The sequence below is a fragment of the Enterobacter sp. genome, from assembly GCF_977039595.1.
This window is the reverse complement of sequence record NZ_CDRQYH010000006.1, coordinates 1-18,307: the sequence shown is the minus strand read 5'-3', so window position 1 is coordinate 18,307 and position 18,307 is coordinate 1. Positions and strand designations below refer to the sequence as shown.

Genomic DNA, 18,307 nt, shown 5'->3' with positions numbered 1-18,307 from the left:
TTGAATGGTATGTTAAAGGCGTACCCTCTCTGACATGCAGGATTAAAAAATGAAAACGAAAGTCCAACTGTCATTCATGATGTTTGTTGAATGGTTTATCTGGGGCGCGTGGTTTGTGCCGCTGTGGCTGTGGCTGAGCAAAAGCGGTTTTACCGCGGGGGAAATTGGGTGGTCTTACGCCTGTACTGCCATTGCCGCTATCCTCTCCCCGATTCTGGTCGGCTCACTGACGGACCGCTTCTTCGCCGCGCAGAAAGTGCTGGCGGTGCTGATGTTTGCCGGCGCGATTCTGATGTACTTCGCCGCACAGCAAACCCAGTTCAGCACCTTCTTCCCGCTGCTGCTGGTTTACTCCCTGACCTACATGCCCACCATCGCGCTGACCAACAGTATTGCCTTCGCGAACGTGGATGACGTCGAAGCCGATTTCCCGCGTATCCGCGTGATGGGCACTATCGGCTGGATCGCCTCCGGTCTGGCGTGTGGGTTCCTGCCGCAGATGCTGGGCTACAGCGATATTTCCGATACCAATATTCCGCTGCTGATGACGGCCGCCAGCTCCGCCCTGCTCGGCGTCTTTGCCCTGTTCCTGCCGAACACCCCGCCGAAAAGTACCGGCAAGCTGGACTTCAAAGTGATGCTCGGGCTGGACGCGCTGATCCTGCTGCGCGACAGAAACTTCCTCGTGTTCTTCTTCTGCTCGTTCCTGTTCGCCATGCCGCTGGCCTTCTACTACATTTTCGCCAACGGCTATCTCACCGAAGTGGGAATGAAAAACGCCACCGGCTGGATGACGCTCGGCCAGTTCTCCGAAATCTTCTTTATGCTCGCCCTGCCGTTCTTTACCAAACGCTTTGGTATTAAGAAGGTCTTACTGCTGGGTCTGATTACCGCCGCCATCCGCTACGGGTTCTTCGTATACGGTGGTGCGGAACAGTACTTCACCTACGCCCTGCTGTTCCTCGGGATTCTGCTGCACGGCGTGAGCTACGACTTCTACTACGTCACCGCGTATATCTACGTGGATAAAAAAGCGCCGGTGCACATGCGCACCGCCGCACAGGGCCTGATTACGCTGTGCTGCCAGGGCTTTGGTAGCCTGCTGGGTTACCGCCTGGGCGGCGTGATGATGGAAAAAATGTTCGCATACAAAGAGCCGGTGAATGGGCTGACCTTCAACTGGGCCGGAATGTGGACGTTTGGTGCAATCATGATTGCCGTGATTGCCGTGCTGTTTATGCTGTTTTTCCGCGAATCGGACAAAGAGATCGCCGCAATTGCGGTGGTTGATGGCGATACCGCGCTGACACAAGGGGAAGTTAAATGAAACAAGAACGTGTTCTCGGTGCCCTTTACGGGCAGGCTTTAGGGGATGCGATGGGCATGCCGTCGGAGCTGTGGCCGAGAAAGCGCGTCAAGGCGCACTTCGGCTGGATTGACCGCTTTTTACCCGGCCCGGCAGAGAATAATGCGGCCTGCTATTTCAAACAGGCAGAGTTTACCGACGATACCTCAATGGCGCTGTGCCTGGCTGATGCGATCGTCGAGTGCGACGGGGAGATCAACGCGGACGTTATCGGCAAGCATATTCTGCGCTGGGCTCTGGATTTCGATGCGTTTAATAAGAACGTGCTCGGCCCGACCTCCAAAATCGCGCTTAACGCAATTCGTGACGGCAAGCCGGTCAGCGAGCTGGAAAACAACGGCGTGACCAACGGGGCGGCGATGCGCGCCTCCCCGCTGGGCTGCCTGCTTCCGGCGACGCGTCTGGAACACTTTGTTGAGCAGGTGGCGCTGGCCTCCAGCCCGACCCATAAATCGGACCTCGCCATTGCCGGCGCGGTGGTGATTGCGTGGGCGGTTTCCCGTGCCGTCGACGGCGAAAGCTGGCAGAACATCGTCGATGCCCTGCCGGGTATCGCCCGCTATGCGCAGGAGGCGAAAACCACCACCTTCAGCGCGTCGCTGGCGGCGCGTATTGAGCTGGCGCTTAAGACCGTACGGGAAGCCAACGGCATCGACTCCGCCAGCGAGCAGATTTATCAGCTTGTCGGCGCAGGAACCAGCACCATTGAGTCCGTCCCGGCGGCCATTGCGATGGTCGAACTGGCGGAAACCGATCCGAACCGCTGCGCCATTTTATGCGCCAACCTGGGCGGCGATACGGACACCATTGGCGCCATGGCGACAGCCATCTGCGGCGCGCTCCACGGCGTTCAGGCGATTGACCCGGCGCTGAAGGCCGAGCTCGACGCCGTTAACCGGCTCGATTTCGGTCACTATTGCGAGAAACTGCTGCACTATCGGGAGCAAAGGGAGGGCGTATGAATGCATTTGCCCAACGTCTCGACACCCTGCACGCCACGCGCCCGGTGACGGTGCTGGGCGCAGCGGTGATAGACGTCATCGCCGACGCCTACGCCCTGCCCTGGCGCGGGTGCGATATCGAGCTTAAACAGCAGGGCGTGAATATCGGCGGCTGCGCGCTGAATATCGCCATCGCCCTGAAGCGGCTCGGCATTATGGCGCAAAACGCTCTGCCCGTCGGTCACGGCGTCTGGGCGGATATTATCCGCAACGCCATGGCGAAGCAGGATCTGCACAGCGCCGTGGAGGCCGATACGGGCGACAACGGCTGGTGCCTGGCGCTGGTTGAGCCTGACGGCGAACGTACCTTTATGTCCTTTAGCGGCGTGGAGAACCAGTGGCAGCAGCGCTGGCTGGATGCGCTTTACGTTCCGCAAAACAGTCTGGTTTATTTGTCCGGCTACCAGCTGGCATCGCCGTGCGGCGAGCTGCTGACACGTTGGCTGGAGGGATTACAGGACGTGACGGCATTGATCGATTTCGGCCCCCGCATCGCGGATATTCCCGACGCGCTGATGGAGCGGATTATGGCCTGCAGGCCAATCGTGTCGCTCAATCGTCAGGAAGCGGAACTTGCAGCTGAAAGATTAGGTGTGGAGTCTGAAAACCTGGGTGAAGTGTGGCAGCAACGCTTCGGCGCCGCGCTAATTGTGCGCCATGATAAAGACGGTGCTATGTGGTATGAGGGTGACGCCTCGGGCGTTGTTCCGGCGTTCCCGGCGACGGTTGTGGACACCATTGGTGCTGGCGACAGCCACGCGGGCGGCACGCTGGCAGGGCTGGCAGCGGGATGGTCACTGGCAGACGCCGTTTTGCTGGGGAATGCCGTGGCGTCCTGGGTGGTCAGCCACCGCGGCGGCGATTGCGCCCCGACTCGTGAGGAATTACTCCTCGCACACAAAGACGTATAGATCGCTGCGACAGTAGCTGATGCTGTACTCAATCGGACGGTGCTGCTGGTCAAGCGCAACCTGCTTGATCACCAGCACCGGTATTTTTTCATCCATCTTAATGTGCGCCTGAAACTCGCTGTCCGGCATGCGGGCGCTCACCCTTGAGCGGGTGCGCTGCGGGAAGATGTTCTGACTGCGGAAGTAGTCGTACAGCGAAATGCCAATGGCATCCGGATCGGGAATTAACCCGACCGGGACCCAGGACTCTTCAATCGACACCGCATCGTCATCCACATAGCGAATGCGCTTAAGTAAAAAAACCTCGCTGTCCGGGGAGATCGACAGGTGATTAGCCACCTCTTCCGGGCATTTCACCACCCGCTTGTTGACCCACAGCGTATTGGGCTTTTGGCCGCGCAGCACCACCTGCTGCGAGAACCCGCGCGCCTCTTTCAGCGAATATTCAAAGATGTTGTTGATTTGCGTGCCATATCCACGGGAACGCGTCACCACGCCCTCTTCCTCCAGCGCCTGCATTGCCTTTCGCACGGTGATGCGCGACACGCCGGTTAACTGGCTCAGATCGCGCTCGCCGGGCAAAATATTCCCGTGCTCCAGCACCCCGCTGCGCACCGCATTTTTTACCGTTTCGGCAAATTTCAGGTACAGCGGCGTGTTGTCCGGCGCGGCGATCCGTTCATTCAGTTGAGCGATTAACCGGGTATGCGCTTGTTCCATCTCTGTTTTCTCAGGCGTGGTGTTTCCTGCCAGTATACTGGGTTACCACCATGCATGAAAATGATGAACCGGCCCAATACCGTGACCGACTTCCAGAGTATCGGCTTTTGCCAGCGCCGCCGAGAGCCAGGCTTTCGCTTCGCTAACCGTATCGGCCCAGCCTTCATGCCGGGGACGCAGCGCCGCCAGCGCGGCGGAGAGCGTGCAGCCCGTGCCGTGGGTGTTTTTGGTCTGCACGCGCGGCGCGGTAAAACGTACTTCGCCATCGCGGGTAAAGAGCCAGTCCGGGCTTTCAGCATCGTCAAGATGACCGCCCTTCATCAGCACCGCGCCGCAGCCCATCGCCAGCAGCGCGTTTCCCTGCGCTTTCATCTCGCGTTCCGTTTGCGCATGCGATGTGCCTAACAGCGCGGCGGCTTCCGGCAGATTGGGCGTGATAAGCGCCACCTGCGGCAGCAGTTTTGTACGCAGCGTCTCCACGGCGGAGGCCGAAAGCAGCGGGTCGCCGCTTTTTGCCAGCATGACGGTATCCAGCACCACGTTTTGCACCTGATAGCGTTTAAGCCGCTCGGCCACCGCTTCCACAATATCCGTCTCGGCCAGCATGCCGATCTTGGTGGTATCGATGCGCACGTCGCTGAACACAGAATCCAGCTGCGCGGCAACAAAATCCGGCTCGATACGGTAGACCGACTGCACGCCGCGCGTGTTTTGCGCCACCAGCGCGGTAACGACCGAGCAGCCGTACGCGCCAAGGGCCGAGAATGTTTTCAGGTCAGCCTGGATACCCGCGCCGCCGCTGGGATCGGTGCCGGCAATGGTCAGGGCGTTAATCCGCTTCATGCCTGCTCCTCCAGCGTATAGAGCGCATCCAGGAACGCGCTGGCAAAACTGCCCGGGCCACGCGACTGCGCAACCGCGACCGTTCCGGCTCGTTTCATCCATCCGCAGGCGGCAGCGACGTTATCCAGCCGGTCACCCGGCAGCGAGCAGCTCGCCGCCACAACGGCAGAGAGCGCGCACCCGGTGCCCACCACGCGCGTCATCAGCGGGTCACCGCCGGTAACCGTTCGGGTACGTTGCCCGTCCGTGATGTAATCCACCTCGCCGGTGACGACCACAACGGCATTGGTCTGGCGAGCCAGCGCCTGTGCAGCGGGCACCGCGCTGGCTGCGGTATCGGTCGTATCAACGCCGCGCCCGCCCGGGCTCATCCCGGCAAGAGCAAGGATTTCAGAGGCATTGCCGCGAATGGCCGCCGGTTTCAGGGCAAGGATTTGATGGCAAAACCGGGTGCGGAACGTCAGGGCGCCCACGGCAACCGGGTCCAGCGTCCAGGGCTTGCCTGCCGCCACCGCGCTCTCAATCGCCCGGCGCATCGACTGGGCGCGCGGCGCGGTCAGCGTGCCAACGTTGACCAGCAGCGCATCGGCGATCGCGGCAAACTGCTCGGCCTCTTCGGCCTCAATCACCATCGCCGGGGATGCGCCAAGCGCCAGCAGAACGTTGGCCGTAAAGGTCTGTACGACATCATTGGTCATACAATGGGTCAGCGGAGAACGGGTGCGGAAGTGATGTAAAACGTGTAAATCGAGCAGGTCAGGCTGCATGGGTTCGCTCCTGCCTTGCGTGAAGAAGCGATGACCGGGAAGGCATCTGACTTCCCTACGCTGGCATTATCCAGATCAGGTAATACGGGTATTTCTCAGCCTTCAACGAAGAAGGGCACCCCGAGTCAAAATACTTTTAAAACAATGATTTATTGAAATCAATGTTCTCATTCAGTGTAACCGTGGCCACAGGCCAGGCGCAAGGGGTTTTGATTTATCACGGCAGCGATCGCGTTATGAATCTCCCTAAACACTTTTTCGCTAGCATCTTCAACATAAATATTTTTTCCTGGTATATCCCGGAACAAAAATGAGCTGAATTTATTTTCATTCGAAGCTGACGAAAGGTTCGATAATAAATAATCGGCAAAAAACCATAAATTTACATAAACTGTTATGTGTATTATTAACCCATTCAAATCAAAACACTTAAATATATTTAATGTATTAGTGTTTTATATCTAATTTGACTCTCATCCATTATGAATCGCTATCTTATTGTATTATAAGATTATTAAGCCGAGCTTTTCTGGAACGGTTCGTTTTGCTATTCCTGCTATTTATGATTTAGATCAATAATCAAAATTACACATTCATAGATAGTTACTGCACGTTACGAAATAAGTTATCAAACCAAAATTTTCAACGTTAATAGTGAATTATTTCAGATATAACAAGGCGTTGTATCTTCCCGCCAGGATAGCGCCCTTACTTTATTTTTTCTTGTAGTGATGATGAGAGCTTTAAAATGAACTATTTAAATACAACAGCTATCGCTGTTTTTGGTTTTGTGTTTGCTGGTTCAATGAATACTGCAAATGCTGCGGAAGCAAACATAAACCTTGACGATAACGTCAACAATCCAGGTGCTCACATTCAAATTCAGGGTACCGATAAAACCGCCTATAACCTTGATAACATTGAGGGGAGTAACATTAAGCAAGACGGGCAAATCTATAACCTTCAGGGCGATATTGACAGAGCAAATACAGCTATTAATAAAGCACAAGATACAGCTAACACCGCTCAAGATGGCGTAAATGCTAACACTCAAGCTAACGCTATCCTTAACCAGAAAGTCGACGATTACAAAGCAGATCAGACAATCACTGATAACAAACAGAATATATTGATTGATAACACTAATAATAAAGCAGACGCGGCTTTACAAGGCGTTATTACTAACGGTCAAGCAATTATTGATACAAACACGAGAGTAGATAAAACTGACATCACCGCGACCAATGCGAACAACAAAGCAGACGCCAACACTCAAGCGCTAGCAAGTAAGGTAGATAAAAGCATTTTCAACGCCGATCAGGATAGACAAGATCAAGCACTTCAGGATGCCTCTGGCAAAGCGACTCAGGCATTTAATACGGGCGCTTATGCGCAATCTTTAGCTGTCGATGCAGAAACGGTAGCCGCAGCGAATAAATCTGCTGTTGCTACCGTTCAGTCACGCCAGCAAACACAGGAAGCGACAATTCAGAATCACAGCGCACAATTAGCGAATCATGAATCACGTATTACTGCGTTAGAGAGTCAAAATAACGCTAAGTTCTCTTCTCTGGAGAATCAGCAGAATGAGGATCGCAAGGAATATCGTGCTGGTATCGCTGGCGCTGCTTCTCTTGCTGGTTTGCATTACGTTGATACAGATAACGCGGTTGCCGTCGGTGCTGCCAACTTCAAAGATGCGCAAGGTTATGCGATCGGCTACCGTCATAAGTTCGCTGAGAATGTAGCTGCTACTCTCTCTACATCAGGTACATCCAACGGCAATGAAATTGTTGCGGCGTCCGCATCATACGGATGGTGATGTTACAGTATTAAAACAAAATGCCAGTGAGCTAAAGAAATCGCCCATGAGTTTTGATCAGCTGGCTATAACTCAATACATTGCTGCTCGCAAATAAAATGACAAAGTACATTTTTATCTCCGCTGTTTTGTATCTCACTTTTATTTTATTAGGGATATGGATCGGCTTGATGTTAGGCACCTATATTTATAATTGTAATTACTGAGGCAATAATGAAAAAGTTAATGATGATAGCGGCTGTATTATATCTTGCTGCGTGTTCCTCACCAGCTCAATGGATGGCGGATTGTCAAAGCAAGGGGGTGAGTAAAGACGCTTGTTATATTGCAGAGCAAAACCGCACTACAGCCATTAACGCTGCTGCAGAAAAACAGGCTTTGGAGAATGCTGCTCAACTTGCACAATCAGCACATAAGCATTTTCCTGAAGGCTGCACTCAGGTTATGGATGCTGCGGGTCGTTGTGACAGCAGGCCTGCCAAAGCGAGCGGCGATGTTATACAGTTTTCAGGTGAAGCGGATCACGTTATGAATAAGCCAATCTCTGATGCTGCTGAATATCTGCTTTCGAAAGGCTGGAAGCCAAATAAGGGTTTATGGCACAAGGGTAGCTATATTATGCAGCTGGTTGTCGAGAAAGAGAGAGTTCTAAACGCACAATTATCAAAAATGTGATCTTAGCACTACGCTCCCTCCTGATAAGATTTACATAGCCCCATTTGTATGGGGCTTTATTTTAGCTCATGACTAAATACAGATTTACTCTAACTGCCACGCCCCGCCATGAATAAGCGATGCTCCTCCCGTCCAGGCAAATAACGCCAGCTCGCGGCATTCGGCATCAGGATAAATACGGCTGCTGAGGCACGCCTCACCTTCGTTAACAAACACTTCCACCGAAGAGCAGTCAAAGAACAGGCGCAGGCTGAGCGCGTCGTTCAGGTTAAGCGCGACGCTTCGGGTACCGCACAGGCCATACTGTGGATAGTGTCGCTCCAGCACCAGGCGCTGCATCTGGGCATCAACATAGAGGCGTAGGCCGTCGCCGAGACGAATGCCGTATTGCTCCGCGCTGCTATTCGTGCAATCCCATTGCAGAATGACTTCCATCGCATCGCAGTGTTCCACCAGCGTCATCTGCTGGTTATTAAGTGTACTTATCGGCCAGGGGAACCACGCCCCGCGCAGGGCTTCAACTTCTCTGGCTGGCCGCATTTGCAGATGGTTATCCGCACTCAGCGTCAGCTCGCGCGGTAAAGAAAGCATACCCGCCCAGCCATCCTGCTGTTCCGGCAGGGGCGATTCCCACATGTCCAGCCAGCCGATAACAATGCGGCGGCCGTCAGGAGTCAGGAAACTTTGCGGCGCATAGAAATCATACCCGCGATCCATCTCCACAAATTCCCCTTCACGCACAAAAGGTTGGCCGGGCTGCCACTCGCCCAACAGGTAGCCGCTCTGGAAAAGATTACGATTTTTGAATCCCTCTGCCGCCAGCCCCTGAGGCGAAAACATCAGCACGCGTTTACCGTTGAGGGTAAAAAAGTCCGGGCATTCCCACATATAGCCCATCTCTTTTTCAGCCACCGCAAGCACGCCCGTATCCAGCCACTCGCGCAGATCGGCAGAACGGTATACGCGCACCTGGCCCGTCTCACCGTCGCGCGCGCCGACAACCATGTACCAGCTCTCCCCTTCACGCCACACTTTCGGGTCGCGGAAGTGATGCAGTCCAGGCGGCGTGTCAACGATCGTTCCCTGCCGGGCAAAATGAATACCGTCACGGCTGGTGGCCAGACACTGCAACTGGTAGAGATTAGCCTCATCGCCAGGATCTCCGTGGAATTTATGTCCGGTATAAATCAGCGCCAGCGTATCGCCATCGACTACCGCCGAGCCGGAAAAACAGCCGTCCTTGTCGTCTGGTCCTTCCGGTGCCAGCGCAACAGGGAGGTGCTCCCAGTGAACTAAATCCTTGCTGCGCGCATGGCCCCAGTGCATCGGACCCCACTGGGTCGAATATGGATGATGCTGGTAAAACGCGTGATACCAGCCGTCAAACCACACCAGGCCATTAGGGTCGTTCATCCAGCCAGCTCGCGCAGCGAGGTGGTAACGGGGATACCAGCGCAGGTTAAGCCCTTCGCGTCTGGACTGAAGTTCCTGTTCTGCTTTCGTAATGGAATACGCCATTTCTCTACTCTTTGATCAGATGGTGGAAGGTTGCGGCATGAGCGGGTCAGAAGAGAACTTACCCGAGCGCAACAGGAAGATGGAGATAAACGTGGTGCTGAAGACCAGTAGACCCATGATGAGATAGGACTGGGCAAAGCCGTATTTCTCATAGCTGTAACCTGCCAGCGGCGACAGCACCGAGGCAATCACCGAGCTTGTACAGGCAAAGCCCACCAGATAGAGGGTGGAAGAGAGCCGCTTATCAAAATGCAGGCTGTTGTATTTAAAGATGGAGACCAGCAAAACGGGCAGCTCAACCGCGTGCAATAGCTTGGTAATGGAGATCAATACCGGACCCTCAACCAGACCCGATGCCACCATACGCATCGCCATCACCATTCCGGCGAAAATCAGGCCGTTTTTCGCACCGAGGCGATTCACCAGCCACGGGGCGCAAAACATGCCCGCCGCCTCAAGGAAAACCTGGAAGGAGTTGAGATAGCCGTACATGGCGTTTCCTTCCTGCAGCGTCGGGAACTGTGAGGAGAAATAGACCGGGAACTGCTGGTCGTAGACGCCATAAATACAGGTGCCGATAACAAAAAACACCAGCGCCCAGAAGCGCGGCAGCGTCAACAGACGTAAGGCATCCTCCAGCGTGACCTTACCGCCGGATACCGCCTCCTGCATGGCGTGCGGCGCGGAAGAGACTCTTAGGCGCGCCAGCAACACAAAAAACACCAGCCCGGCGCAGCTCGCCACCGCGAAGTTCAGCTTCGGGTTAATGTTAAACAGGAGCCCGGCAAAAAAGGTTGCTGCCGCCCAGCCCAGCGATCCCCACATCCTCGCCTTGCCAAACTCAAACTGACTCTGGCGGGCCACGCGCTCGGTATAGGACTCCAGTACCCCTATCCCGCCGTTAAACGTCAGGCCGATATAAATCCCACCGAAAATACTGCCGAGTAACACGTTAATTTGCAGCAGATAACCAAACAGCAGGAAGGCCGGGCCAGAAAGAATGAGCAGGCTGGTCAGAAACCAGAGCAGGTTTTTGCGCAGGCCAAGCTTGTCCTGAATGAAGCCGTAGCAGATTTGCGCGCACAGCGCGGAGACGGACAGCACGGCATAGATGACTCCCGTATCCCCTGCCTTTAACCCCACCTCCTGGTGGAGCCAGATAGAGAGCAACGAGCCGGAAGATGACCATGTGACAAAAAAGAAAAACAGTAATGCGCTTAATAAAGGGTAGCTGTGAGAGTGATGCGTTTTCATCATGACATTCTCATATTGGAGTAATGACATTATGGTAACGTTAACATTTACGCTTTCTCATCCGGTTTGGCGGAAATTTAAGATGTTAATCACGAAAGTTAACGTTAACATTGATAGAATGAGATCGCGATCAAATATTAATCACTGAATTAAATATGGCCTGCCCTGTGCATCAGCTTTCCTTTTACATCAGCCACTTAGTTGTATACCCTTTCCCGCAGAGCATTAACGGAGTAAGAAAATGGCTTCCCTGAAGGACGTCGCAAAGCTGGCTAACGTATCGCTGATGACGGTCTCCCGCGCGCTGAATAGCCCGGAGCGCCTTAAACCTGAAACGCTGGCGCGCGTTAAGCTTGCTATCGAGCAGACCAGCTACGTTCCTGACCTGTCCGCCAAGAAAATTCGCGGCGCGCATGCCTCGCCTAAAACCATAGGCGTACTGGCGCTCGATACGGTGACGACACCTTTTTCGGTGGAGATCACGCTGTCAATTGAAGAGACGGCCAGAATGCACGGCTGGAACAGCTTCGTGATGAATATGTTTACCGATGACAACCCGGACGCCATTGTCGACCTTCTTCTCTCTCATCGGCCTGACGGAATTATCTACACCACCATGGGGTTACGTCAGGTTCCTCTCCCGGCCAAACTTCTCACCCTTCCCTGCGTGCTGGCCAATTGCGAAAGTGACGGCGAAAAGGTCGCCAGCTATATTCCTGATGATGAACAGGGGCAGTATACCGCCGTGCGGGCGTTACTCGCGAAGGGTTATCGACGACCTCTCTGCCTGCATTTGCCTGAGGGGCATCTGGCCACAACCCGTCGTCGTCAGGGGCTGGAGCGTGCATGCCGTGAAGCGGGGCTCGATCCGGACGGCCTGGCGCACAGCTATATGGCACCCGGCGATGAGCACTACCGCGACATTCCGTCAGTGTTGCTGGCTCACATCCAGAATGGCATTCCCCGGTTTGACGCGGTTATCTGCGGCAACGATCGTATCGCGTTTATGGTGTATCAGACGCTGCTGGGGCAAGGGCTTCGCATACCGGAAGATGTCGCCGTTATCGGCTATGACAATATGGTGGGTATTGGAGAGCTGTTCCTGCCGCCACTCACGACGGTTCAACTGCCGCACTATGAAATTGGTCGTCTGAGCGCCTTGCATATTATTAACGGTGAAGAGCATCTGGAAACCACGCGCGTAGAAAGTCCATTTTTACTGCGTGATTCCGTTGCGCATGTAACGTAAGCCTGCTTTTTTGCCCATGACGCAAAAACAGGGAGCGTTCCCCTCTTTTTTGCCGTTCGATGGCACGTTTTGTCACACTCTTTTCCGTGTCTTTACACACCGGGTAAACGGGCCATAACCCGCTGTTTTTATTTGGCATAAAATGCAATTTTCTTTTTAAAAATGGGGATATTTCCTCGCTACAGCCGCGTGTCACAAAACAGTAAACAAATTAACCATTGAGCCCCGTGGCAAAAGGCTCTATATTGGCGGCGTTTTTTTCAGGCCCCCATCTGTTTTTTAACTTTTTATTCAATCGTGGCTCATAACGAAGCGGCGGTTGTAGGAGTGATATGATGACGGATAAAGTCCGTATTGACACCGTAGATGCCCACAAAAGCAACGAAACCTATCTGGCCCGTCAGGCCGAGTTTGAATCTAACGTCAGGAGTTATCCGCGCAAACTGCCTTTAGCCATCACTAAAGCAGAAGGCGTGTGGATCACCGATGCAGATAATAAAGAATACCTTGACTGTTTAGCAGGCGCGGGGACCCTTGCGCTTGGCCATAACCATCCTGATGTGCTGAAAAGCATCCAAAATGTCATTACCAGCGGCTTGCCGTTACATACCCTGGATCTGACTACGCCTCTGAAAGACGCGTTTTCTGAATACCTGCTCTCTCTGCTGCCTGGTCAGGGCAAAGAGTACTGCCTGCAGTTCACCGGTCCATCCGGTGCTGACGCCGTTGAAGCGGCGCTGAAGCTGGCGAAAAAAGTGACCGGTCGTAGCGGTATCATCAGCTTCTCTGGTGGTTACCACGGCATGACTCACGGCGCACTGTCCGTGACCGGCAACCTGTCTCCGAAAGAAGCGGTTGACGGTATGATGCCAGAAGTCCAGTTCATGCCTTACCCGCACGAATACCGTTGCCCGCTGGGTATCGGTGGTGAAGCGGGCGTGAAGGCGCTGACTTACTACTTCGATAACCTGATCAACGACGTTGAAAGCGGCGTGCGTAAGCCTGCAGCTGTGATCCTGGAAGCGGTTCAGGGCGAAGGCGGCGTGAACCCGGCTCCGGCTGAGTGGCTGCAGCGCATCCGTAAAGTGACTCAGGAACACGGAATTCTGCTGATCCTCGACGAAGTTCAGGCTGGCTTTGCCCGTACCGGTAAATTCTTCGCCTTCGAACACGCGGGCATCGAGCCAGACATCATCGTGATGTCTAAAGCAGTCGGTGGCGGTCTGCCGCTGGCCGTGCTCGGCATCAAAAAGCAGTTCGACGCATGGGCCCCAGGTCACCACACCGGTACCTTCCGCGGCAACCAGCTGGCGATGGCAACCGGTCTGACGACGCTGAAAATCCTGAAAGACCAGAACATCGCAGGCAAAGTGGCTGCGCAAGGCGAATGGCTGAAAAGCCAGCTGAAAGAGATGGCGAAACGTTACCCGGTTATCGGCCACGTTCGCGGTCTGGGCATGATGATCGGTATCGAGATCGTTAAGCCACACGAAGCCGCAGACCACATGGGCTGCTTCCCGGGCGACGGCGAGCTGTCTGCACTGATTCAGAAGAAGTGCTTCGAAGCCGGTCTGATTCTGGAGCGCGGTGGTCGTAACGGTATCGTTCTGCGTCTGCTGCCGTCTCTGCTGATCAGCGATGAAGAGCTGAAGATCTTCCTGGATAAATTTGAGCAGGCACTGCTTGCTGCGGGCGTTCGCCCGGCGTAACCGGAGTTGTTGATTACGATGTCTGATTCAAACCCAATTTTGTTCTCCTCTGCGCAGAGCATTGAAGCTTACCAGCAGGCGATTGAACAAAGCACTCAGGCTGTGATGCAGTGGCTGAAACAGCCTGAGATGTACCAGGGCAAAACGGTCGCGGAACTGCGCGACCGTATTAAGCTGGATTTCAACCCGAAAGGGCTGGGCAACGAAGCGGCGATTGAACGCGCCGTGGAGTTCTTCCTGAAAGACAGCCTGTCCGTTCATCACCCGCAGTGTGTGGCGCACCTGCACTGCCCAAGCCTGGTCGTAAGCCAGGCGGCGGAAGTGCTGATCAACGCCACTAACCAGAGTATGGACTCCTGGGATCAAAGCCCGTCCGCAACCATCATTGAGATCAAACTGATCGAGTGGCTGCGTACCCGCGTGGGTTATCAGGCTGGCGACGCGGGTGTCTTCACCAGCGGCGGTACCCAGAGCAACCTGATGGGCCTGATGCTGGCGCGCGATGCGTTCTTTGCGCGTCAGGGTCATTCCGTTCAGCAGGACGGCCTGGTAGGCGATCTGCGTAAGATCCGCGTACTGTGCTCCGAGAACGCGCACTTCTCCGTGCAGAAAAACATGGCGCTGATGGGCCTGGGCTACCAGTCCGTGGTGCAGGTGAAAACGGACGAATTCTCCCGCATGGATCTGACCGATCTGGCGGCGAAAATTGAACAGTGCAATGCGAACGGCGAGCAGATTCTGGCGATCGTCGCGACGGCAGGTACCACCGATGCCGGTGCTATCGACCCGCTGCGCGCGATTGCAGAACTGGCCGCGAAGCAGAACATCTGGGTACACGTTGATGCAGCCTGGGGCGGCGCGCTGCTGATGTCTGAGCAGTATCGTCACTACCTTGACGGCATTGAGCTGGTGGATTCTGTGACCCTGGACTTCCACAAACAGTTCTTCCAGACCATCAGCTGCGGCGCGTTCCTGCTGAAAGAAGCGCGTCACTATGAGCTGATGCGCTATCAGGCGGCTTACCTGAACTCTGAGTTCGATGAAGAAGCGGGCGTGCCTAACCTGGTGTCCAAATCTCTGCAGACCACCCGTCGTTTTGACGCGCTGAAGCTGTGGATGAGCCTGGAAGCGCTGGGTCAGGAGCAATACGCGGCGATCATCGATCACGGCGTGACCCTGGCGCAGCAGGTTGCGGCCTACGTGAAAGCGCAGCCTGCGCTGGAACTGGTTATGCAGCCGCAGCTGGCAAGCGTTCTGTTCCGCTTCCGTGGACAGGTGCAGGTGGATGACGCGGGCATCGCCCTGCTGAACCAGAAAATTGGTGACGCGCTGCTGGAATCCGGCCGTGCGAACGTCGGTGTGACCGAGCATAACGGCGTGACCTGCCTGAAGCTGACGCTGCTGAACCCAACCGTGACGCTGGAAGATATCAAAATCCTGCTGTCTCTGGTTGAGCGCACTGCTCAGGAAGTTCTGGCTAAGTAATACAACACCCCTCTTCCGCCGGGAGAGGGGTTATTTTTACAGCCCTGCCCACCACATCCTAAATTTCAATCCCCAGTAGCTCGTCCAGCCCGTTGTGGTACTCACCACGTTCCCCTTCGACACAACCACCAGCGTTGGCGTGACGCTCACTTGCCATTGCTGCGACAAAGCACCGTTTGCATCGTTAATCACCGGCATTTTCAGCTGTTTCTTTTCAACCCAGCGCGCAAGCTTTGCATTGTCACCAGAACGCATGGCGATACTCACCACGTTCCCTCCCTCTTCTGCCAGTTGATTAACCGAGGGCGTCGTATAACGGCAAATGCTGCACCAGGTCGCCCAGACGTAAATCAGCAGCGGACGCTCCTGGCTGAGCGCAGCGATATCGTGAATGTTGCCGTCGATGCTCTGCATCGGTGTTGCGCTAAAACTGGCGGGGAGCATCGGTTTTCGGTATTGATCCACACCCCACACTACGGCCAGCGTCAGCAGAACGAGTATTATCCCTTCCCGCGCCCAGCGGCGCAGTCGATTGATTTTGCGGTTGTCCATTGTGACCTCGTGTTTTAACGGAGGTCATCTTAGCGGGCATTACACCACTATGCTGTAAAGAAGTGTCGCGTCTGTTTGCTGGTGAAGATCATTTCATCGATGAGGCTTACCAAACGGATAACGGTTATCAGGTAGGTTCATTTTTGTTACATTTTTTTTCGAACAAGCCATAGTCTGATATTTAAAATAGGCAGGTTGCCGTATTGTTGACAGGCAAAATCAAACTTAAAAACCGTTCAACTGGAGAAAAAATGGCTAAGTGTAAATGGCTGCTTCTGGGTGTCGTGATGTCTCTGGCAAGCGCGGCGAATGCAGCACCACAAGCGGCATCCGGCATCAAGGCCTATGAAGAACAAGAGTTCATCGCTGACTTCACGAAATTCAAAATTGGCGACACGGCGCCGGCGCAGTATCAAACGCCGGAGTACACCATCAAACAGTACCAGCTGCGTAACCTGCCGGCTCCGGATGCCGGAACCCACTGGACCTACATGGGCGAGAACTATGTGCTGATCGGCGATGCGGATGGCAAAATCTACAAAGCCTACAATGGAGATATTTTCTATCACCGCTAATACCATCCTGATTCGCCCCTGGCAGGAAAGCGATCGCCCTTTCCTGCGCACGCTTTTCCTCCACGCCCGGCGTGAAGCCTGGCCATGGCTGGACGGTTCAGACTGGCAGCTTGAAGACTTTGACGCGGTAACGCGTGACGAAGTGATTTGGGTTGCCACGCAGAACGGCCATCGCCTGGGTTTTGCTTCCGTCTGGACGAACGATAATTTCCTGCACAACCTGTTTGTAGATCCGCAGTATCAGAGCATCGGCGTCGGGCATGAGTTGCTTGAACACGTGCAGAAAACGTTTACCAGTACGGGTTCGCTTAAGTGTCTGGTGAAGAATGCGCGGGCTATTGCGTTTTACCAGCGGCACGGCTGGCACATTGAGGCGACGGGTGATTCTCCGGACGGAGAGTACTATCTGATGCATTATCGGCTTGGGTAAAGTCAGGTGGCGCTTCGCTTACCTGACCTACAAAACCGTATTTCGTAGGCCGGGTAAGGCGAAGCCGCCACCCGGCAATCCAGCGCTGGGGAATTACACCGCGCGGAACGCGATTTCGCCCGGGATCACTTCGCCCTGCCAGTAGAGCTGCGCCGCAACGCGTCCCGCCAGCTGGCGATACATATCTGCAAATTCGCTGTCCGGACGGCTGACGACCGTCGGTTTTCCGCTGTCCAAATCTTCACGCAGGGTAAGGTGCAGCGGCATCTGCCCAAGCAGTTGGGTGTGATACTTCGCGGCCAGTTTTTCTGCGCCACCGGTACCGAAGATAGGTTCGTGGTGACCGCAGTTGCTGCAGATGTGCATGCTCATGTTCTCAACGATACCGAGCACCGGCACTTCCACCTTCTCGAACATTACGATGCCTTTTTTGGCGTCGATCAGCGCGATATCCTGCGGCGTGGTCACCACAACGGCCCCCGTGACCGGAATGTTTTGCGCCAGCGTCAGCTGAATGTCACCGGTGCCCGGCGGCATATCCAGTACCAGATAATCCAGATCCGGCCACATCGTCTCCTGCAGCATCTGCAGCAGCGCTTTGCTGGCCATCGGGCCGCGCCAGACCATGGCGTTATCGTCAGTCACCAGATAACCGATGGAGTTGGTCGCCAGACCGTGCGCCATGATTGGCGCCATGTGGGTGCCGTCCGGTGAGGTTGGACGCTGGTTTTCCGCGCCCAGCATGTTCGGAATAGACGGGCCGTAGATATCGGCATCAAGAATACCGACCTTTGCCCCTTCCGCCGCCAGCGCCAGCGCCAGGTTGACGGCCGTGGAGGATTTACCTACCCCACCCTTGCCCGAACTGACGGCGATAATGTTTTTCACGCCGTTAATGCCCGGCTGGTTTTTCACACGCTTCAGCGTGGCAATGCTGTGGCTCAGCTTCCAGTCAATCGCCTTCGCGCCGGTAATGCGCAGCAGCTCAGAGCTGGTCTGCTCTTTCAGTGCGTCAAAGGCGCTGGTCCAGACGAACGGCATCTGCAGTTCAATGTGCAGGGTATCGTCCAGCCAGGCAACGTGGTGTAACGCTTTCAGCGTAGTGAGATTGTGCTTCAGGGTTGGATGCTGAAAGTTAGCCAGCGTCCCGGCGACCATTGCTCGTAAGGCTTCCGGTGATTTGGCCTGGGATTGAGAACTCATCCCGACTCCTTTGTTCTTGTGAATAAGACCTTAGATGAACAAGTTTACCTGAAAGGCCGTGGTTTGTGCTTACTTAATAATGCCCCTTTTGGTAATATCGAAAACCCTTTTCACAGTTAAAAGAAGTAATGCCTACTATGACTCAAGTCGCGAAGAAAATTCTGGTAACGTGCGCACTGCCGTACGCCAACGGCTCAATCCACCTCGGCCACATGCTGGAGCATATC

The 18,307-nt window shown here is 54.7% G+C and carries 18 protein-coding genes and 1 riboswitch; of the genes, 11 read left to right on the top strand and 7 right to left on the bottom strand.

Annotated elements, in window-relative coordinates:
• The first annotated feature begins 49 nt into the window (after window positions 1-49).
• From ACWYRJ_RS03415 to ACWYRJ_RS03405, 3 genes are read left to right on the top strand one after another with little or no spacing between them, the layout of a single operon-like run.
• Complete coding sequence (locus ACWYRJ_RS03415) at window positions 50-1,327, top strand: nucleoside permease (RefSeq protein WP_047174535.1); 1,278 nt, start codon at window positions 50-52, stop codon at window positions 1,325-1,327.
• On the top strand, window positions 1,324-2,328 hold the full coding sequence (locus ACWYRJ_RS03410; RefSeq protein WP_149366505.1) for an ADP-ribosylglycohydrolase family protein: 1,005 nt from the start codon (window positions 1,324-1,326) through the stop codon (window positions 2,326-2,328). The genes ACWYRJ_RS03415 and ACWYRJ_RS03410 overlap by 4 nt, the downstream gene beginning before the upstream one ends.
• Window positions 2,325-3,278 carry a PfkB family carbohydrate kinase gene (locus tag ACWYRJ_RS03405; protein ID WP_149366504.1) on the top strand — a complete coding sequence of 318 codons (954 nt, stop codon included), beginning with the start codon at window positions 2,325-2,327 and terminating at the stop codon, window positions 3,276-3,278. The genes ACWYRJ_RS03410 and ACWYRJ_RS03405 overlap by 4 nt, the downstream gene beginning before the upstream one ends.
• Here the strand turns inward: ACWYRJ_RS03405 and ACWYRJ_RS03400 are convergent.
• The 3 genes from ACWYRJ_RS03400 to thiM are packed head-to-tail and all read right to left on the bottom strand — an operon-like array spanning window position 3,252 to window position 5,608.
• Window positions 3,252-3,998 carry a GntR family transcriptional regulator gene (locus tag ACWYRJ_RS03400; protein WP_032646519.1) on the bottom strand — a complete coding sequence of 249 codons (747 nt, stop codon included), beginning with the start codon at window positions 3,996-3,998 and terminating at the stop codon, window positions 3,252-3,254. The genes ACWYRJ_RS03405 and ACWYRJ_RS03400 overlap by 27 nt on opposite strands.
• A gap of 42 nt (window positions 3,999-4,040) precedes the next feature.
• On the bottom strand, window positions 4,041-4,841 hold the full coding sequence (gene thiD, locus ACWYRJ_RS03395) for a bifunctional hydroxymethylpyrimidine kinase/phosphomethylpyrimidine kinase (protein ID WP_149366503.1): 801 nt from the start codon (window positions 4,839-4,841) through the stop codon (window positions 4,041-4,043).
• Window positions 4,838-5,608: a hydroxyethylthiazole kinase gene (gene thiM, locus ACWYRJ_RS03390; protein ID WP_223579668.1), complete on the bottom strand. Its 771-nt coding sequence runs from the start codon at window positions 5,606-5,608 to the stop codon at window positions 4,838-4,840. The genes thiD and thiM overlap by 4 nt, the downstream gene beginning before the upstream one ends.
• A 35-nt stretch (window positions 5,609-5,643) precedes the next feature.
• Window positions 5,644-5,741: riboswitch (TPP riboswitch) on the bottom strand.
• Window positions 5,742-6,356: 615 nt separating this feature from the next.
• Between thiM and ACWYRJ_RS03385 the strand changes: the two genes are divergently transcribed.
• Both ACWYRJ_RS03385 and ACWYRJ_RS03380 read left to right on the top strand, forming a co-directional pair.
• Entirely contained in the window at window positions 6,357-7,430 is a 1,074-nt protein-coding gene (locus ACWYRJ_RS03385; RefSeq protein ID WP_455507413.1) for a YadA C-terminal domain-containing protein, read from the top strand.
• Window positions 7,431-7,643: 213 nt separating this feature from the next.
• Window positions 7,644-8,105, top strand: a complete 462-nt coding sequence (locus ACWYRJ_RS03380; protein WP_455507412.1) for a hypothetical protein — start codon at window positions 7,644-7,646, stop codon at window positions 8,103-8,105.
• Between the two features lie 84 nt (window positions 8,106-8,189).
• Here ACWYRJ_RS03380 and ACWYRJ_RS03375 read toward each other — a convergent pair whose 3' ends face one another.
• Together ACWYRJ_RS03375 and ACWYRJ_RS03370 are read right to left on the bottom strand one after the other, a co-directional pair.
• A complete protein-coding gene (locus ACWYRJ_RS03375; RefSeq protein ID WP_455507411.1) occupies window positions 8,190-9,623 on the bottom strand; it encodes a glycoside hydrolase family 32 protein in 1,434 nt (477 codons plus the stop codon).
• Window positions 9,624-9,638: 15 nt separating this feature from the next.
• On the bottom strand, window positions 9,639-10,880 hold the full coding sequence (locus ACWYRJ_RS03370) for an oligosaccharide MFS transporter (protein ID WP_455507410.1): 1,242 nt from the start codon (window positions 10,878-10,880) through the stop codon (window positions 9,639-9,641).
• Between the two features lie 238 nt (window positions 10,881-11,118).
• Here ACWYRJ_RS03370 and ACWYRJ_RS03365 point away from each other — a divergent pair, with 238 nt between their 5' ends.
• The 3 genes from ACWYRJ_RS03365 to ACWYRJ_RS03355 all read left to right on the top strand — a co-directional run bounded on the left by ACWYRJ_RS03365 (window position 11,119) and on the right by ACWYRJ_RS03355 (window position 15,320).
• Complete coding sequence (locus ACWYRJ_RS03365) at window positions 11,119-12,126, top strand: LacI family DNA-binding transcriptional regulator (protein WP_455507409.1); 1,008 nt, start codon at window positions 11,119-11,121, stop codon at window positions 12,124-12,126.
• Window positions 12,127-12,458: 332 nt separating this feature from the next.
• Window positions 12,459-13,835: a diaminobutyrate--2-oxoglutarate transaminase gene (locus ACWYRJ_RS03360; protein WP_047624397.1), complete on the top strand. Its 1,377-nt coding sequence runs from the start codon at window positions 12,459-12,461 to the stop codon at window positions 13,833-13,835.
• 18 nt (window positions 13,836-13,853) lie between these two features.
• Window positions 13,854-15,320, top strand: coding sequence for a pyridoxal phosphate-dependent decarboxylase family protein (locus ACWYRJ_RS03355; RefSeq protein ID WP_455507408.1), 1,467 nt, complete (start codon window positions 13,854-13,856; stop codon window positions 15,318-15,320).
• 36 nt (window positions 15,321-15,356) lie between these two features.
• Here the strand turns inward: ACWYRJ_RS03355 and ACWYRJ_RS03350 are convergent, their stop codons facing one another.
• Window positions 15,357-15,872, bottom strand: a complete 516-nt coding sequence (locus tag ACWYRJ_RS03350) for a protein disulfide oxidoreductase (RefSeq protein WP_149366495.1) — start codon at window positions 15,870-15,872, stop codon at window positions 15,357-15,359.
• 251 nt (window positions 15,873-16,123) lie between these two features.
• Here ACWYRJ_RS03350 and ACWYRJ_RS03345 point away from each other — a divergent pair, with 251 nt between their 5' ends.
• Together ACWYRJ_RS03345 and ACWYRJ_RS03340 are read left to right on the top strand one after the other, a co-directional pair.
• Complete coding sequence (locus ACWYRJ_RS03345) at window positions 16,124-16,447, top strand: RcnB family protein (RefSeq protein ID WP_048992494.1); 324 nt, start codon at window positions 16,124-16,126, stop codon at window positions 16,445-16,447.
• The gene (locus tag ACWYRJ_RS03340; RefSeq protein ID WP_455507407.1) at window positions 16,398-16,877 is read left to right on the top strand and encodes a GNAT family N-acetyltransferase; all 480 of its coding nucleotides are present in this window, start codon (window positions 16,398-16,400) and stop codon (window positions 16,875-16,877) included. Before ACWYRJ_RS03345 ends, ACWYRJ_RS03340 begins: the two co-directional genes overlap by 50 nt.
• Before the next feature lie 93 nt (window positions 16,878-16,970).
• Here the strand turns inward: ACWYRJ_RS03340 and apbC are convergent, their stop codons facing one another.
• The gene (gene apbC, locus ACWYRJ_RS03335; RefSeq protein ID WP_455507406.1) at window positions 16,971-18,080 is read right to left on the bottom strand and encodes an iron-sulfur cluster carrier protein ApbC; all 1,110 of its coding nucleotides are present in this window, start codon (window positions 18,078-18,080) and stop codon (window positions 16,971-16,973) included.
• Between the two features lie 137 nt (window positions 18,081-18,217).
• On the opposite strand from apbC, the gene ACWYRJ_RS03330 reads away from it, so the two are divergent.
• Window positions 18,218-18,307, top strand: a 90-nt coding sequence (locus tag ACWYRJ_RS03330) for a class I tRNA ligase family protein (RefSeq protein WP_172946310.1), incomplete at its 3' end; no start/stop codon positions are given.

Coding starts and splice junctions, on each gene's coding strand:
- ACWYRJ_RS03415 (WP_047174535.1), top strand. CDS start 50: ATGAAAACGAAAGTCCAACTGTCATTCATGATGTTTGTTGAATGGTTT.
- ACWYRJ_RS03410 (WP_149366505.1), top strand. CDS start 1,324: ATGAAACAAGAACGTGTTCTCGGTGCCCTTTACGGGCAGGCTTTAGGG.
- ACWYRJ_RS03405 (WP_149366504.1), top strand. CDS start 2,325: ATGAATGCATTTGCCCAACGTCTCGACACCCTGCACGCCACGCGCCCG.
- ACWYRJ_RS03400 (WP_032646519.1), bottom strand. CDS start 3,998: ATGGAACAAGCGCATACCCGGTTAATCGCTCAACTGAATGAACGGATC.
- thiD (WP_149366503.1), bottom strand. CDS start 4,841: ATGAAGCGGATTAACGCCCTGACCATTGCCGGCACCGATCCCAGCGGC.
- thiM (WP_223579668.1), bottom strand. CDS start 5,608: ATGCAGCCTGACCTGCTCGATTTACACGTTTTACATCACTTCCGCACC.
- ACWYRJ_RS03385 (WP_455507413.1), top strand. CDS start 6,357: ATGAACTATTTAAATACAACAGCTATCGCTGTTTTTGGTTTTGTGTTT.
- ACWYRJ_RS03380 (WP_455507412.1), top strand. CDS start 7,644: ATGAAAAAGTTAATGATGATAGCGGCTGTATTATATCTTGCTGCGTGT.
- ACWYRJ_RS03375 (WP_455507411.1), bottom strand. CDS start 9,623: ATGGCGTATTCCATTACGAAAGCAGAACAGGAACTTCAGTCCAGACGC.
- ACWYRJ_RS03370 (WP_455507410.1), bottom strand. CDS start 10,880: ATGATGAAAACGCATCACTCTCACAGCTACCCTTTATTAAGCGCATTA.
- ACWYRJ_RS03365 (WP_455507409.1), top strand. CDS start 11,119: ATGGCTTCCCTGAAGGACGTCGCAAAGCTGGCTAACGTATCGCTGATG.
- ACWYRJ_RS03360 (WP_047624397.1), top strand. CDS start 12,459: ATGATGACGGATAAAGTCCGTATTGACACCGTAGATGCCCACAAAAGC.
- ACWYRJ_RS03355 (WP_455507408.1), top strand. CDS start 13,854: ATGTCTGATTCAAACCCAATTTTGTTCTCCTCTGCGCAGAGCATTGAA.
- ACWYRJ_RS03350 (WP_149366495.1), bottom strand. CDS start 15,872: ATGGACAACCGCAAAATCAATCGACTGCGCCGCTGGGCGCGGGAAGGG.
- ACWYRJ_RS03345 (WP_048992494.1), top strand. CDS start 16,124: ATGGCTAAGTGTAAATGGCTGCTTCTGGGTGTCGTGATGTCTCTGGCA.
- ACWYRJ_RS03340 (WP_455507407.1), top strand. CDS start 16,398: ATGGCAAAATCTACAAAGCCTACAATGGAGATATTTTCTATCACCGCT.
- apbC (WP_455507406.1), bottom strand. CDS start 18,080: ATGAGTTCTCAATCCCAGGCCAAATCACCGGAAGCCTTACGAGCAATG.